General features: G+C 42.6%; 14 protein-coding genes. 7 read left to right on the forward strand and 7 right to left on the reverse strand.

What is annotated here, in order from left to right; translation table 11 throughout:
- Positions 1–35: 35 nt before the first annotated feature.
- The gene (locus tag AC4MCC_RS03100; protein ID WP_491885674.1) at positions 36–557 is read right to left on the reverse strand and encodes a GspH/FimT family protein; all 522 of its coding nucleotides are present in this window, start codon (positions 555–557) and stop codon (positions 36–38) included.
- A gap of 375 nt (positions 558–932) precedes the next feature.
- On the opposite strand from AC4MCC_RS03100, the gene omp38 reads away from it, so the two are divergent.
- Entirely contained in the window at positions 933–2,003 is a 1,071-nt protein-coding gene (gene omp38, locus AC4MCC_RS03105; RefSeq protein WP_419364684.1) for an outer membrane protein Omp38, read from the forward strand.
- Between the two features lie 104 nt (positions 2,004–2,107).
- The gene (locus tag AC4MCC_RS03110; RefSeq protein WP_419364682.1) at positions 2,108–2,641 is read left to right on the forward strand and encodes a cysteine peptidase family C39 domain-containing protein; all 534 of its coding nucleotides are present in this window, start codon (positions 2,108–2,110) and stop codon (positions 2,639–2,641) included.
- A gap of 55 nt (positions 2,642–2,696) precedes the next feature.
- Here AC4MCC_RS03110 and AC4MCC_RS03115 read toward each other — a convergent pair whose 3' ends face one another.
- The 3 genes from AC4MCC_RS03115 to AC4MCC_RS03125 all read right to left on the reverse strand — a co-directional run bounded on the left by AC4MCC_RS03115 (position 2,697) and on the right by AC4MCC_RS03125 (position 6,631).
- Positions 2,697–4,160, reverse strand: a complete 1,464-nt coding sequence (locus tag AC4MCC_RS03115) for an amino acid permease (RefSeq protein WP_419364680.1) — start codon at positions 4,158–4,160, stop codon at positions 2,697–2,699.
- On the reverse strand, positions 4,160–5,194 hold the full coding sequence (locus AC4MCC_RS03120; protein ID WP_419364678.1) for a methyltransferase: 1,035 nt from the start codon (positions 5,192–5,194) through the stop codon (positions 4,160–4,162). Before AC4MCC_RS03120 ends, AC4MCC_RS03115 begins: the two co-directional genes overlap by 1 nt.
- A gap of 66 nt (positions 5,195–5,260) precedes the next feature.
- The gene (locus AC4MCC_RS03125) at positions 5,261–6,631 is read right to left on the reverse strand and encodes a uracil-xanthine permease family protein (RefSeq protein WP_419364676.1); all 1,371 of its coding nucleotides are present in this window, start codon (positions 6,629–6,631) and stop codon (positions 5,261–5,263) included.
- Between the two features lie 162 nt (positions 6,632–6,793).
- Between AC4MCC_RS03125 and typA the strand changes: the two genes are divergently transcribed.
- Together typA and mscL are read left to right on the forward strand one after the other, a co-directional pair.
- Positions 6,794–8,629, forward strand: a complete 1,836-nt coding sequence (gene typA, locus AC4MCC_RS03130; RefSeq protein ID WP_067731027.1) for a translational GTPase TypA — start codon at positions 6,794–6,796, stop codon at positions 8,627–8,629.
- A gap of 175 nt (positions 8,630–8,804) precedes the next feature.
- On the forward strand, positions 8,805–9,248 hold the full coding sequence (gene mscL, locus AC4MCC_RS03135; protein WP_419364674.1) for a large conductance mechanosensitive channel protein MscL: 444 nt from the start codon (positions 8,805–8,807) through the stop codon (positions 9,246–9,248).
- 99 nt (positions 9,249–9,347) lie between these two features.
- Here mscL and AC4MCC_RS03140 read toward each other — a convergent pair whose 3' ends face one another.
- A complete protein-coding gene (locus AC4MCC_RS03140) occupies positions 9,348–9,632 on the reverse strand; it encodes a peptidylprolyl isomerase (protein ID WP_005237136.1) in 285 nt (94 codons plus the stop codon).
- Positions 9,629–10,489, reverse strand: coding sequence for a bifunctional DNA-formamidopyrimidine glycosylase/DNA-(apurinic or apyrimidinic site) lyase (gene mutM / locus AC4MCC_RS03145; protein ID WP_159123685.1), 861 nt, complete (start codon positions 10,487–10,489; stop codon positions 9,629–9,631). Before mutM ends, AC4MCC_RS03140 begins: the two co-directional genes overlap by 4 nt.
- A 383-nt stretch (positions 10,490–10,872) precedes the next feature.
- Between mutM and AC4MCC_RS03150 the strand changes: the two genes are divergently transcribed.
- The 3 genes from AC4MCC_RS03150 to AC4MCC_RS03160 all read left to right on the forward strand — a co-directional run bounded on the left by AC4MCC_RS03150 (position 10,873) and on the right by AC4MCC_RS03160 (position 14,352).
- Positions 10,873–12,153 (forward strand): carbohydrate porin, encoded by a 1,281-nt coding sequence (locus tag AC4MCC_RS03150; protein WP_419364672.1) that lies wholly within the window; start codon positions 10,873–10,875, stop codon positions 12,151–12,153.
- Between the two features lie 104 nt (positions 12,154–12,257).
- Positions 12,258–13,367, forward strand: a complete 1,110-nt coding sequence (locus AC4MCC_RS03155; protein WP_419364670.1) for an NADH:flavin oxidoreductase/NADH oxidase — start codon at positions 12,258–12,260, stop codon at positions 13,365–13,367.
- 58 nt (positions 13,368–13,425) lie between these two features.
- The gene (locus AC4MCC_RS03160) at positions 13,426–14,352 is read left to right on the forward strand and encodes an AEC family transporter (RefSeq protein ID WP_419364668.1); all 927 of its coding nucleotides are present in this window, start codon (positions 13,426–13,428) and stop codon (positions 14,350–14,352) included.
- 72 nt (positions 14,353–14,424) lie between these two features.
- On the opposite strand, the gene AC4MCC_RS03165 is transcribed toward AC4MCC_RS03160, so the two are convergent.
- Positions 14,425–15,222 (reverse strand): tetratricopeptide repeat protein, encoded by a 798-nt coding sequence (locus tag AC4MCC_RS03165; RefSeq protein WP_159123689.1) that lies wholly within the window; start codon positions 15,220–15,222, stop codon positions 14,425–14,427.
- Positions 15,223–15,300: the final 78 nt, after the last annotated feature.

Here is a 15,300-nt window from a genome sequence, read left to right on the forward strand (position 1 = left end):
CCTAATATGGATAAATCATAGACTCTAGGGTTTTGTTAACAGGAGGTCATATGTTCGATCCGGATATGTCCCATTTTATTCAAAACAATACGTTGCTGAGATGCAAGGTGAGTAGAACAATAATAAAAGCTGCCATTCGATCCAATAGGTAAAGCCGTCTGGGCTTGATAAGTTACGTTCGGCATACTTAAAGCACCTCGCCAACTCAAGTTACCGTATTTAAGATTAAGTTGTTCAATGTGTAAAATTTGTTCGTCATTGTCGACTTGACGATTACGGTTTTTATCAATAAATACCAGCAAATTTTTATTCCATTGGTTTGCTTGACAGGTTAATGAATCTTGACTGGGACAAATCACAATATTCTGGTGAAACACAGCTGCCTGGCTGCGTGCATAACGATTGGTTGCTGTAAGTTTCATCGGAATATTTTTAGCTTCCTGCTTGGATAGATAATCATGAAAGTAAGGCAAGGCAATGGTGATCACAATTGCGATAAGGGCAATACAGATAATTAACTCAACAATAGTGAACGCTCTTGTTATCTTTTTATACATAGAGTTACCTGATTTATATATTATTTTTATTTGAAACATGCTATTAATTGTGCGTTTTTTATGCTTAATTGAGCGAGTAAGCAATGCCTTACTCAAAATTCAAAAAGGCGCTTAAAAATAAATTGGCAATGACAATAGGCGATTCACAACAAAAAATTGAGTAAAAAATTACTGAATTACAACGGAAATTGTAAGTAATTTTGTCAATAATTTACTTGATTAGATTAATCAAGCACTTGGAAAAATAATAAAGTGTTTGTATGATGCGCAGTGAATAGCTTAAAAATAACACTGGGGTAAAAAAAGCCTATCTCAGAATGGCCTATTAGAAGGCTTGAGCTTGAACAACAATTGTTATCTCTGGAGGATAAATCCATGAAAATGAGTCGTATTGCTTTAGCAATGCTTGTAGCTGCTCCTTTTGCTGCTGCAAACGCAGGCGTAACTGTTACTCCATTAATGTTAGGTTATACTTGGCAAGACACCCAACACAACAATGGCGGTAATGACGGTGAATTATTAGCACCAACTCAAGGTGAAATTCAAGACGATTTATTCGTTGGTGCTGCGATCGGTGTTGAATTAACTCCATGGTTAGGTTTTGAAGCTGAATATAGCCAGGTGAAAGGCGATGTAGATTATGCAGCTCCTGGTGCAGAATACAAAGGCCAGAACATTGCAGGTAACTTCTATGCAACTTCTGATGTGTTCACTGGCAACTATGACAGCAAAATCAAGCCATATGCATTGTTAGGTGCTGGTCATTACAAATATAAATTTGATGATGTGCCGCGTGGTGGACGTGGTGATGAAGAAGAAGGTACACTAGGTAATGCTGGTATCGGTGCATTCTGGCACATCAACGATGCTTTAGCGCTACGTACTGAAGCTCGTGGTACTTACCACTTCGACGAAAAATTCTGGAACTATACAGCACTTGCTGGTCTTAACGTAGTTCTAGGTGGCCGTTTGAAACCAGCTGCTGACGTTGTAGAAGTTGCTCCAGTTGAGCCAGTTGCTCCAGTTGCTCCAGCTCCACAAGAGTTGACTGAAGACCTGAACATGGAACTTCGTGTGTTCTTTGATACGAATAAATCAAACATCAAAGACCAATACAAACCAGAAATCGCGAAAGTTGCTGAGAAGCTAGTTGAATATCCAAACGCAACTGCTCGTATCGAAGGTCACACAGACAGCACTGGTCCACGTGCATTGAACGAACGTTTATCTCTAGCTCGTGCTAACTCTGTTAAATCTGCACTTGTTAACGAATACAACGTAGATGCATCTCGTTTGTCTACTCAAGGTTTCGCTTGGGATCAACCGATTGCTGACAACAACACTAAAGAAGGTCGTGCTATGAACCGTCGTGTATTCGCGACAATCACTGGTAGCCGTACTGTTCTAGCTGAACAACCAGTTGCAGACCAACCAGCTGCTCAATAATTCGTTATTGAACACTGATTAAAAAAAAGCGACTCTTTGAGTCGCTTTTTTTATGGCTGTTTTTTGCATACACTTGCTGCTCGAAACTGATTTTGAGTTAAAGCATGAGCATAGAACTCCCTCAAGACTTACAAAGTCTGGAAGCTAATAGTGGTATTTATGCGATCTGGATGATTTTTCATCATTATGGAATGGATCTGCATATTCCTGATTTAGTGCAATTGACACAGCATAATAATGAGATGGGAGCTTCAAGTATTGCGCTCGCTGTTGCACTTAAAACACTAGGGCTCGATGTTGAATTTTTTACAGAAACTGATCCTGATAAACAGCCCCTTGAAATCCAGTTTTATCAAAAAGCCCAAGAACTCAAAATGCCTGTTCATGAATATCCACTTTCTTATACAGATATTCAAAAATCAGTGGATAAAGGCCATTTTGTAATCGTGTTCTACGACACGCTTGAAGGGGTGGGGAACCATTCATTAATTTATGAAATCAATGAAAAAGAGATCAGTTTCTTTGATAGTTTTAATGCTATGTCTAAAGAAGTTTTCGAACAGCAGCGTCGAGTAGAAGGTATTTGTCAGCAAGTCATCGTGATTGATGATCGTAATTTTGTCATGCGTCATAGCTGATTTCAGAATATAAAAAAGCAGCTAGTTGAGCTGCTTTTTTAATAAAGGTGAGAACTTAGTCTTTTTCAATATTCATCGGTCGAACATCCATCTCCTGATAGGAAACCAGTTTGGTTTTATATTTCCACTTATAACCTAGCCAGATCACCAGGAATAATAAAATACCGATATAAGTAGAAAGGACAGCCAACCACTCACCATCTAGAACAGCTTGATAATTCTGACCTAGAACGACAATTGAGCAAAGGATGAAGGCAAACCAAGGCGCGAACGGGAAGAATTTAGCTCTATAGGCCAGACCTTCTAGTTGATAGCCTTGAGCTAAATAACCTTTACGGAAGCGGTAATGTGAGATCGCAATCCCGAGCCAGACAATGAAGCCACACATACCTGACATATTCAGCAACCAGTTAAACACTTCCTGCTCGCCAAAGAATGTGGTCAAGAAGCATAATGCTGCAATCGCCGTGGTCGCATACAGGGCATTCATCGGTACGCCGCGTGGATCCAGATGGGCAAACAGCTTAGGCGCACTGCCTTTACGCGCCATATCGAACAGCATACGGGTCGAAGAATACATGCCTGAGTTACCCGCAGACAGAATCGCAGTCAGAATGACCGCATTCATCATGCTGGCTGCAAAAGCAAAACCCGCTTTCTCATACAATAAGGTGAATGGAGAAAGGGCAACATCTTCTGTTGCAGCTGCCTGTAATAGACGTGGATCATTATAGGCAACCAATGTCCCGATAATGAAAATACACACGATATAGAACAGCAGGATTCGCCAGAAGATCTGCTTGATTGCGACTGGAATGGTTTTTTGCGGATCTTTAGATTCACCAGCAGCCACACCAACCATCTCGGTTCCCTGAAATGAGAATCCGGCAATCATGGCAACACCAATCAAGGCTTGGAAACCGCCTACAAAAGGCGCTTCACCTACGCTCCAGTTTGCAAATGCCGAAACACCTGGTGTGAGCATGATCTTGGCAATCATCCAGATCCCGATGATGATAAAGGCAATAATTGCCAGAACTTTCACCAATGAGAAGAAGAATTCTGACTCACCAAAACCTTTAACTGTCAGGGCGTTAATCCCAAAGATCACAGCGAGGAAGATCGCGCTCCAGTAAAAGCCCGGAATATCAGGAAACCAGAATTTCATAATAAACTGTACGGCAACCAGTTCAAAGGCAACGGTAATCGCCCAGTTGTACCAGTAGTTCCAGCCTAAAGCGAAACCGAAACCACCTTCGACATATTTGGTACCGTAGGTAAAGAATGCGCCCGAGGTCGGATTATGAGTCGCAAGTTCTCCCAGACTGGTCATCAAGAAATAAATCATTACGCCAATCAGGGCATAGGCGAGGAGTGCGCCCCCCGGGCCTGCGCTGGCAATGGTCGCACCTGAGGCCAGGAATAAACCTGTACCGATAGACCCGCCAATCGCGATCATATTGAGATGACGAGCACCAAGCTTACGCTGCAGCTGCACGCTGTTCTGAGTTTCGCTCATCATGATTCCTTAGCATTTTTTTGAGTGCTGGCAAAGAGCACTTTAAAACCTTGTTGATCAGTTTTGACTGTACATTGGCCAAAACTTTGTTCAATTAAAATTGGATAATTTAAGAAGCGGTTTGCCACAATCCACAATTCACCGCCAGACTTAAGGTGGCGACGCGAAGTTTTGCATAAAGTTTCGCTGGCCGCATAGTTGGTCTGGATTCCCTGATGGAAAGGGGGATTGCTGACAATGGCATGTAAAAAAAGCGGTGCATCTTCAATACCTGATACAGCTTTAATTTCCAGCTGCTGAGGACTGAGCTGATTTTTCTCAAATGTCATTCGGGTAGAAGCCAAGGCAAAGGCATCTACGTCCAGAGCAAAAATACGGTTCTCAGGATTCAGTTTAGCTAAATAAGCACTGATCACACCTGCGCCACAGCCAAAGTCGGCAATCTTGCCTGAGGTCACTTGAGATAAATAGGGTAAGAACACCGCTGTTCCTACATCCAGATGATCCTGACTGAATACACCTGGAAGTGCACAAATCTGCAAATCACCTTTTGGTGTGGCCACTGTATAGGTCTGTGCCCAATCTACCAACGCTTTTGCTTCGACCGTGCAGTCTAGAGTCAATTGCCACAATTGGCAATGTCGTGCGCTGTCGAGCTTGATGAGTTTACCATAAGCCTGTAGCTGCTTTGCCGCACGCTCTACACCACCTTTCTTTTCACCCACCAGAAAAACACTGCTGCCTTGTTTTAATCGGGCTGCAATATTGTGAATCAGATAATTCAATAATTCTTTTGATTTAGGTACGAAAATAACCGCCTGATCAAATTCCTGATCAGGAAATTCTGCGCCGAAATGAACCTGGGCCTGCTGTGACTGGAAATATTGAAAATCATTATAATTCCATGTCCAAACAAAGGGCTGGATAGATTCACCACATTCAGCAAGAAGCTCATCGGTCGGTGCATTCACCAGCAATACGCGACCAGACAAATAATCATATTGTCTTAATAAAACTTCGCTTTTAGGATCCATAGATCTCTCTCCAATAGAAAAAACACTGTCCGAGTCCAACTCAGACAGTGTTCTTTGGACATGAAATTACTTCTTTACTTCAGGAAGTACAATATTCAATATGAGGGCTGCAATACCGCCTGTCGCAACACCGGAACTAAAGATGTTACGGAATAATTCAGGAAGATGTTCCAGAATCTGAGGTACCTGCGCAACACCCAGGCCAAGTGCAAGCGAGATTGCAATGATCAGCAGGGCACGACGGTCTAAGTGAATACCAGACAGGATATTAATCCCAGATGCAGCGACTGCACCGAACATCACCATCACTGCGCCACCAAGCACAGCCTGAGGAACAGCTTGGATCACACCGGCCACTGCTGGAAGTAAACCCAAAATCACAAGCAGAGCAGCAATCCAGATACCGACATAACGGCTGGCGACACCAGTCAATTGAATCACACCATTGTTTTGCGCAAATACAGAACTTGGGAAAGTATTAAATAAGCCTGCAAGTAGGGAGTTAGCACCATTTACCAATACACCACCTTTAATGCGATTCATCCAGGTTTGACCATCGACTGGCTGATTCGATAATTTTGATGTTGCGGTAATATCACCAATCGCTTCTAGTGAAGTCACCAGGTAAATGAATGCCATTGGAATGAATAAGCTCCATGAGAAGCTTAAACCAAAATGCATTGGGGTTGGAATCTGAACCAGAGGTGCATCTTTTAAACCATCAAAGTTGAGATGACCCATAAAGCCGGCAAGGATATAACCCACAACCAGTGCAATCAGAATTGCTGAGCTTTTTACCCAGGTAATACGCACACGGTTCAGTAGAATAATCAGTGCCAGAACGGTACATGACATGATCAGGTTATCTGCATTGGCGAAAGTTTTGTCACTCATGGCTTGATAACCACCACCCATGCTGATCAAACCTTCTTTGATCAAGGTTAAACCAATCAATAGAACTACAATACCCGTTACTAATGGAGTAATCAGTTTCTTCACCCATGGCAAAATGCGTGACACGCCCATTTCAATAAATGAACCTGCAATCACTACACCAAAGATCGAAGCCATCACCGCTTCTACAGGCGTGCCTGCGGCGACCATCGCTGAACCGATCCCGATGATTGGGCCAATAAAGTTGAAACTTGTACCCTGAACAATCAGCAAGCCTGCACCAAAGGGACCCACTTTCTTGGATTGTAAGAAAGTTGCAATACCAGAGATCACCAAAGACATGGACAAGATCATGTTGGTGTCTTCTTTAGACACACCCAATGCCAGACAGATCAGTAAACCTGGCGTTACAATTGGGACAATAATGGCCAATAAATGCTGGAATGCGGCTAAAAATGCGATAAACGGTTTAGGACGATCTTCAAGGCCGTAGACAAGGTCAAGTTGATCTTTAGAAGGAGGAGATTGATTAAAATCAGACATGTGTCAATGCAAATTAAGGCTGGGTGGCGCTATTCTAATCGAGTTACACGTCATTACAAAAGTAATTGGAAAAAAAATTGACGCTCTCTACAAACAGTCACTGTCAAAAGTTTGTATTTTTCTGTATAATTTGCCCTCAAATTTAAAGCGTATCGAATTTACATGTCAGATATTAAAACTCTCCGTAACATTGCCATCATCGCGCACGTCGACCATGGTAAAACGACTCTTGTAGACAAACTTTTACAGCAATCAGGTGCTCTTGGCGATCGCGCAGGCGAGATCGAACGTGTCATGGATTCGGGCGCTATTGAAAGTGAACGTGGTATTACCATTCTTGCAAAAAACACTGCAATTAAATGGTTAGACAAACGTACTGATACTGAATACCGTATCAACATCGTGGACACCCCGGGACACGCCGACTTCGGTGGTGAAGTTGAACGTGTAATGTCGATGGTTGACTGTGTACTTCTTCTTGTAGACTCACAAGAAGGTCCAATGCCACAAACTCGTTTCGTAACGCAAAAAGCGTTCGCACGTGGTTTGAAACCTATCGTAATTATCAACAAAGTTGATAAACCAAACGCGCGTCCTGACTGGGTAATTGACCAAGTATTCGATTTGTTCGATAACCTTGGTGGTACTGATGAACAGTTAGACTTCCCAGTGGTTTATGCTTCTGGTCTACGTGGTGTTGCGGGTCCTTCTCCTGAAGAACTTGCTGACGACATGACTCCATTGTTCCAAACAATTGTAGACATCGTTGAACCACCAAAAGTTGACGTTGACGGTCCATTCCAAATGCAAGTGTCTTCACTTGACTATAACAGCTTCGTAGGTGTTATCGGTGTTGGTCGTATTCAACGTGGTTCTGTTAAATTAAATACACCTGTTACTGTTATCGACAAAGATGGCAAAACACGTAACGGTCGTATCTTAAAAATCATGGGTTACCATGGTCTAGAGCGTATTGATGTTGAATCTGCTTCTGCTGGTGACATCGTATGTGTAACTGGTATTGATGAACTTCATATCTCTGACACAATTTGTGATCCTAAAGCAGTTGAAGCATTACCTGCACTTTCTGTAGACGAACCGACTGTATCTATGACTTTCCAAGTCAACAACTCGCCGTTTGCTGGTAAAGAAGGTAAATTCGTAACTTCACGTAACATCCGTGAACGTCTTGACCGCGAATTGATTCACAACGTAGCACTTCGTGTTGAAGATACTGACAGTCCTGACCGTTTCAAAGTGTCTGGTCGTGGTGAACTTCACCTTTCAGTATTAATTGAAAACATGCGTCGTGAAGGTTTCGAAATGGGCGTATCACGTCCACAAGTAATCATCAAAGAAATTGATGGTGAAAAACAAGAACCTTATGAAAACGTTACATTTGACGTTGAAGAACAGCATCAAGGTGCTGTAATGGAACAAATGGGTCACCGTAAAGGCGAAATGACCAATATGGAAGTTGACGGTAAAGGCCGTATCCGTATTGAAGCAACTGTACCTTCACGTGGCTTGATTGGTTTCCGTTCTGAATTCCTGACTATGACTTCAGGTACTGGTATCATGACTTCAAGCTTCTCGCACTATGGTCCGATGAAGCAAGGTACTGTTGCTAAACGTCAAAATGGTGTGTTGATCTCTATGGTTCAAGGTACTTGCTTGGGCTATGCATTGTTCAGCTTACAAGACCGTGGTCGTCTATTCGCTAAACCACAGTTAGAAGTTTATGAAGGTATGATCGTAGGGATTAACTCTCGTTCAGACGACATGACTGTTAACCCAACAAAAGCGAAACAGTTAACAAACGTACGTGCTTCTGGTACTGATGATGCGTTGACTCTTGTTCCAAACATTGAGTTCACACTTGAGCAAGCGCTTGAATTCATCGAAGATGACGAACTTGTTGAAGTAACACCGAAGTCAATCCGTATCCGTAAACGTTACTTGACTGAAAACGAACGTAAACGTCACCGTAACGACTAATCTTTAGTTTTTCGGTTCAATAAGAAACCGTAATCTTTTCGGAGGTTACGGTTTTTTTTATGGATGAAAGGTGATGTTTAAAGTTACTCAAATCTAGTAAATTAGATAAAAATGCTGGCAATGAAATAATGTATAATCCATCACAAAATTTCAAAACAAACATTGTGGAGTCTTTATGAGTATTATTCAAGAATTTAAAGAATTTGCGGTAAAAGGCAATGTCATGGATCTCGCAGTGGGTGTGATCATTGGCGGTGCTTTCGGTAAAATTATCGATTCTCTGGTGAAAGACATCATCATGCCTGTCGTGAGCTGGATCTTGGGTGGTGATGTTGATTACTCTAACTGGTTTGTCGTGTTAGGTGATAATCCAAATAATGTGACCAATTTGGCTGCAGCACAGGCAGCAGGTCTGAATGTCTTTGCTTATGGTAATTTCCTGACCATTCTCATTAACTTCCTGTTATTGGCATGGGTGGTGTTCTGGTTGGTGAAACTGATGAACAAACTACGCCGTGATAAAGCAGAAGAAGCAGCGCCTGAACCTGAAGCGACTCCGGAAGATATCGAATTACTGCGTGAAATTCGTGACGAGCTAAAAAAACGTCCTGAAGCTTAAGCTTTTGGAGTAAATAAAAAAACGGCGTATAAGCGCCGTTTTTTTATTTTCTGACCTCTCCCTAACCCTCTCCTGAGAGGAGAGGGAACCCTAAAGGAATTAAAAATCCATCCGAAACTTAATTTCGACCAAATGAAAACCAAACTGACTTTTGACTGGACCATGTAGAACATGTTCTGCAGCGGTAAAAACCAGTTTATCAATCACTGGAACGAGTTGGCCTTTTTTTACTTCACCGAGTTCACCACCACGTTTGGCAGAGTTACAGGTCGAATATTGTTTGGCAATTTTGGAAAAATCTGCACCTGCCAGAATCTTCTTTTTAAGCTGTTCCGCAGTATCTTTATCCTTCACCAGAATATGACGGACAATCGCAGTCTTCATGATTTCTTACCTCGTACAGCAGCCACACGCTTAGGTGAAAGCTTTACCTTTTTTAGCGGCTGGCATTCAGGACAATAGACGGATGCACGTTGGCCGAGCTTGATATTTTCCAGTGTCGTTTCACAGTTCACGCACATTTCTCCTGCACGGCCATAAGCCAACAGCGTCTGCTGGAAATAACCATTTTCTCCCATAGCATTGGTGTAGTCGCGTAAGGTAGAACCACCTAAGTCAATCGCCTGTTTTAAAATACGCTTGATCTCAACCACCAGTTTTTCAATCTGTTCGAAACTTAAACTTGAGGCTGGCTGTGCTGGATGAATGCCCATATTGAACAGGCTTTCAGTTGCATAGATATTGCCTACGCCGACCACGACATGGTTATCCATGATTGCAACTTTGGTGCCAACATTTTTATTTTTTAGTTTTTCAAATAGATATTCGGCATTAAAAGCATCGCTTAATGGCTCCGGCCCAAGCGTATCAATCAGTTTGCTTTGTGATTGAGCATCTAACCAGAGAATACAGCCGAAACGGCGTGGATCATGATAACGCAGCTGAATCTCTTCAAACTGAATAATCAGATGATCATGCTTGCGCAATTCTTCATTGGCTTCACACAAGCGAAAGCTGCCTGACATACCCAGATGCCAGAGCATCGTATCCTGTTCAAATTGCGCCAGAATATATTTGGAACGACGCGTAAGCTGAATCAGGCGCTGTCCTTGCAGACGCGCGAGATCATCAGGAATTGGCCAACGTAAACTAGGCTGACGCACTTCAACTTTTAGCACTTGCTGATTAAGAAGGGGAAGGAGGCTGGTTTTGGTGGTTTCAACTTCGGGTAATTCAGGCATAACACTTAGCAGCTAATATCATGAGGCTAATATTGGGCGTTTTAAGTCTGAATGCAAGTCCTGTTTGACTAGAAGTTATAAGCAGGACATTCAAAAATATTTTAACAATTGGTTAAAAAATAAACTTTAATATTGAGATGGTTTCAGATTCAAATAATAAAAATAGGAAATATATGGGTTGATTTTTCGTATTTAACTTACTGAAAAATATAAATTATGTAGAATTTATTGTTATATAAAATATATTTTCTTATAACTTAAAGTTTTACCAATAATAAAAAAATTGCTGCGTTTTTAAGTGAAAAGTTATGTAACGTTCTGTATCAAGTCATATAGGGCATGCATCAGGCTGCCTTTACTCTCTCCATATGTTTAGGTTTTATATGAAAAAGTTAAGTCTAGCTTTATTGCCATTGATGGCAGCCATGACCTCTGCTCAGGCTGAGTCTGCATTTGATTCTCAAGGACAGTACCTGTTAGGTGACTGGAATGGAAAACGTACTGAACTTGCTCAACAAGGCGTCAAGTTTGAAGCAAACTTGCTGACAGATACAGCTTATCTGGCTGATGGCGGACGTAATGAAGGGGCTGATCCTCTAACTTCTGCACAGTTATGGTTGGGTACACAGTTAGACATGGAAAAACTGGCTGGCTGGGATGGCGTAACTGTTCGTGCAGTTGCGACTGCACGTCAGGGACAAAGTACATCGGTACGTGATTTACAAGGTGATGCAGCTCAATGGGCCAATGTTCAAGGAACATTTGGCCGTGGTAACCAGGACAGCCGTTTAACCGAACTTTCAATTGAAAAGAACTATAAGGATCAAGGACTGAGTATTAAAGCTGGTCGTCTGGGTCTCGGTATGGACTTTAACGTGATGGCCTGTGATTTTGCCAGTACAGCATTTTGTGCTGCGCAGATGGGTAAATGGCAGGGCAATATCTGGATGAATACACCGGTCGCACAATGGGGGGCACGTGTGAAACAGCAGCTAAACTCTGACGTTGCTGTACAAGTCGGTGTTTATGAATTTAATCCTGATAACGGCAATGGTACTAAAGAAGGTCAGGGCTGGAGTCTGGATACCGACAATGCTGATGGCGTGACGATTCCTGCAGAAGTAATCTGGACACCAAAATCATTAGTAAATGGTTTACCTGGCAGCTATCGTGTAGGTGGTATGTATAATACTGCTGATGATGTGGCCAACCAGAAAGACGTAGCCAATCCAACAGATGCTAAAAATCGTACTTTTGCTGGCTGGTTAGCCGTAGAGCAGCAGTTGACCTCAACCGGCAGTGGTCGTCAGGGTTTACACTCATTCGCTAACTTTACCTGGCATGATCGTGATACCAATAAAGTGGACAATTCACAACAGTTGGGTCTGAAATATATTGGTCTGGTGGATAGCCAGCCAAATGACATTTTAGGTCTAGCAGTGAACCGTGTGCATGTGAATGATCGTTTTGTTGAGTATCAAGAATCTGTTGATAATATAGCTTATGATGCGAGTGCCGAATACAATATCGAACTCAACTACAGCTATAACGCAACAAAATGGCTGATGCTACGTCCAAACCTGCAATACGTTATAAATCCGGGGTCTAGCAACCAAGTAGATAATGCATTGGTGGTAGGTTTGACTACACGAGTGATCTTCTAAAAAGAATTTAATCACGTTATAAATAAACAGGCTCATCAGAGCCTGTTTTTTATTTTTTGGTAAAAAGTTCTGAAAAGCCACTTCACAAAAAGAGGGAATACCGCGTGTCACTACTATTTCAGCCGGTTCAGTTTGGATCATTGCAACTTAAAAATAAAATTGTGATTGCCCCGATGTGTCAGTACTCTGCAACCGAACAAGGTGAAATCACTTACTGGCATGAACAACAATGGGCCAATTATGCCTTATCCGGTGCAGGTCTTTGCATTGTGGAAGCCACCGCTGTACAGCCTGAAGGTCGCATCAGTTATGCCGATTTAGGGCTTTGGAATGACCAGCAGGCCAGTCAGATCAAAACCTTACTGCAAAAAGTCAAATCAATTTCTCCTATGCCTTTTGCCATACAGCTTGCACATGCAGGCCGTAAAGCTTCTACAGATAAACCTTGGGGCGGCAAGGGGCAGTTCGCCCCAGATCATGCACTCGGCTGGCAAACTGTCTCTGCTAGTGATATCCCTTTTCAGGACCATGAACATCCACCTAAGTCTCTAAGTGTGGATGAGATCCAACAAGTGATTCAGGATTTTGCAGCCAGTGCCAAACGAGCGGTTGAAGCAGGCTTTGAACTGATTGAACTACATGCAGCACATGGCTATTTGCTGCATCAGTTCATGTCACCGTTGTCGAACCATCGTCAGGATCAATATGGCGGTTCATTTGAAAACCGTATTCGTCTAACACTTGAAGTATTTGAAGCAATTAAAGCCGCAGTACCAGACGGTTTTCCAATTGGTATTCGTATCTCAGCAACGGACTGGATGGATGGCGTAGAAAGCTGGGATGTAGAATCTTCAGTTGAACTATCCAAAGCTCTGGAGAAACTGGGTGCAGTCTATATTCACGTTTCGAGTGCAGGTTTACACGTCGATCAGAAAATTGATGTACATCCGAATTACCAAGTACCTTTTGCTGAAGCGATTAAAAAAGACGTGGATATTCCAGTCATTGCCGTGGGGCTGATTACCGATGCACAGCAGGCAGAAGGCATACTGGAGTATAAACAGGCTGATGCGATCGCGATTGCACGTGCCTTGCTTTATGATCCACGCTGGCCTTGGCATGCCGCAGTAACGCTGGATGAGAAAATAGCAATTTCTCCACAATATTTACGTTCTGCACCGCATGGCTTAAATCAGTTGTTTGAATCGTTTTAAGGCCATTTTTTCTTAGAAAGGCTTATAATAACGCATCTCAAACAACAGGACATTTCATATGATTATTGCGGTAATTGTGCCCATATTTTTATTATTGGCACTAGGTTACCTGAGTGTGAAATGTCAAGTTCTAAAAAAAGAACAGGTTGAAATGGTAGGGACCTTTGTCATCAAAGTGGCCTTACCGTTACTGTTCTTTCAGTTTCTAGCCTCTAAAGATCTGCATGAAATCTGGTATTTTGAATACTTTGCGGTCTATACCTCTGTCACTTTATTACTTTATGGTTTCAGCTTCTGGCTGATGCGCCGTCAGTTCCGGAATACCTCTTCACATAGCGCTGTTCTATCCTTGGGGGCAGCGATGTCCAATACCGGATTGATCGGTACAGCAGTACTCACTTTATTGGTGGGACAGCATGCAATGACCTATACCTCTCTGGTGGTCATCATTGAAAGCATGATCCTGATTCCGATGGTGTTGATCCTGGCTGCACTCGGTACCCAACATCAAGCCAATCTGGGTAGTCTTGTGAAAAGTACCATTCTCATGCTGTTCAAGAACCCTTTATTTATGGGGGTGATGCTGGGTATGGCCTGTGCGATTTTTGAAATTCGCCTGCCAATTTATCTGGATCAGGTCTTTGCCATGATTGGACAGACTGCCTCACCTTTGGCGCTGTTCGCGATTGGTGGCGGAATCGTGGGCATGAGCCTGAAATATGTGAATCTGCAAAGTTTCTATTTGGTATTTTCCAGCAATATTCTGATGCCGATTCTGATGTATCTGGGTCTTAGTCGACTGACTCAGCTAAGTCAGGAAATGATTTATGCCGGGACCTTGATCGCAGCACTTCCTATGCCAACGATTTTCGGTATGTTGGGGCAGGCGTATGGCCTCAATGAGCGGACCTTAACCCCTTTATTGATGAGTACTATCGCAGGTTTCGTGGTTGCGAGTGGACTTATTACTTTGTGGTGGAGTTAAACAAGCTGGCTTATAAATCTATAGCCCATAAAAAAGCTCCTGTTGGAGCTTTTTTATTTTGATCAGACCTGATCAACTTTTTTTGGCAGGTGCTTTTTTCTGTTCAGCAATCATTTTATCCACTGCTGCTAGAGATTCTCTGGCCTTAGGAATATTTTCCTGTGCCAGGGCCGCAAAGATCTTTTTCGCTTCAGGCAGGTTTTGCGCAACAATACTACCGTTGGCAAACATATTGCCAATCGCCATCAGGGCAGGGATATAGCCTTTTTTCGCCAGATCCTGAATACTGCTTAAACCTTGCTGGATCGGCTTTTCATTCTTGGTTTTAAAGCCGTTGCTGATGTCATATAAGGCTTTGGCATGAATGGCCGGCATATTACCCTTGCTAATCAGAGGCTGTAATTTTTTCAAAGCCTGCTGGTCAGAAGCTGTTGTCCCTTCAGCAAATAAAAGTATAGCCAGATCTACCGTCGCTTCATCGAAATTGGCTGCCGATGCGCGTTCCAGGTATTGTTTGGCTTTGCCCAAATCCTGCTTAAGACCTAAAGTACCACCGGTATAATTCTTGCCCAGTACATAGTTGGCTACTGGATAACCTTTACTGGCGGCCTGTTCATATAACTGGATGGCCTTCTTTTCATCCTTAGCAGTACCTTGGCCAGTTTGCGTTAAATAGCCTAAGTTATAGATGGCCTGTGCATTTCCCTGGCTGGCCAGTTTGCTTAAAGCATCGTAGGCACCCTTGAAATTCTTGGCATTCACCATCTCTTCAATTTTGGCAAATTGAGGATCGACTGGGGCATTTGAAGTGTTTGCGAGGGCAAATTGACTGGACACTGCAAGAATTGCAGCAAGTACTAATTTTTTCATTGTTCCGATAACCTTAATTTTTCTAACACCTAATTCCATGGTGCGATTTTTGTCGTTTTCATCTACATCATAAGACGA

Source organism: Acinetobacter sp. CAU_H_56 (assembly GCF_058599425.1).

Excerpts from the sequence above, each read along its gene's own strand:
- AC4MCC_RS03100 (WP_491885674.1), bottom strand. The coding sequence starts at position 557 with ATGTATAAAAAGATAACAAGAGCGTTCACTATTGTTGAGTTAATTATC.
- omp38 (WP_419364684.1), top strand. The coding sequence starts at position 933 with ATGAAAATGAGTCGTATTGCTTTAGCAATGCTTGTAGCTGCTCCTTTT.
- AC4MCC_RS03110 (WP_419364682.1), top strand. The coding sequence starts at position 2,108 with ATGAGCATAGAACTCCCTCAAGACTTACAAAGTCTGGAAGCTAATAGT.
- AC4MCC_RS03115 (WP_419364680.1), bottom strand. The coding sequence starts at position 4,160 with ATGAGCGAAACTCAGAACAGCGTGCAGCTGCAGCGTAAGCTTGGTGCT.
- AC4MCC_RS03120 (WP_419364678.1), bottom strand. The coding sequence starts at position 5,194 with ATGGATCCTAAAAGCGAAGTTTTATTAAGACAATATGATTATTTGTCT.
- AC4MCC_RS03125 (WP_419364676.1), bottom strand. The coding sequence starts at position 6,631 with ATGTCTGATTTTAATCAATCTCCTCCTTCTAAAGATCAACTTGACCTT.
- typA (WP_067731027.1), top strand. The coding sequence starts at position 6,794 with ATGTCAGATATTAAAACTCTCCGTAACATTGCCATCATCGCGCACGTC.
- mscL (WP_419364674.1), top strand. The coding sequence starts at position 8,805 with ATGAGTATTATTCAAGAATTTAAAGAATTTGCGGTAAAAGGCAATGTC.
- AC4MCC_RS03140 (WP_005237136.1), bottom strand. The coding sequence starts at position 9,632 with ATGAAGACTGCGATTGTCCGTCATATTCTGGTGAAGGATAAAGATACT.
- mutM (WP_159123685.1), bottom strand. The coding sequence starts at position 10,489 with ATGCCTGAATTACCCGAAGTTGAAACCACCAAAACCAGCCTCCTTCCC.
- AC4MCC_RS03150 (WP_419364672.1), top strand. The coding sequence starts at position 10,873 with ATGAAAAAGTTAAGTCTAGCTTTATTGCCATTGATGGCAGCCATGACC.
- AC4MCC_RS03160 (WP_419364668.1), top strand. The coding sequence starts at position 13,426 with ATGATTATTGCGGTAATTGTGCCCATATTTTTATTATTGGCACTAGGT.
- AC4MCC_RS03165 (WP_159123689.1), bottom strand. The coding sequence starts at position 15,222 with ATGAAAAAATTAGTACTTGCTGCAATTCTTGCAGTGTCCAGTCAATTT.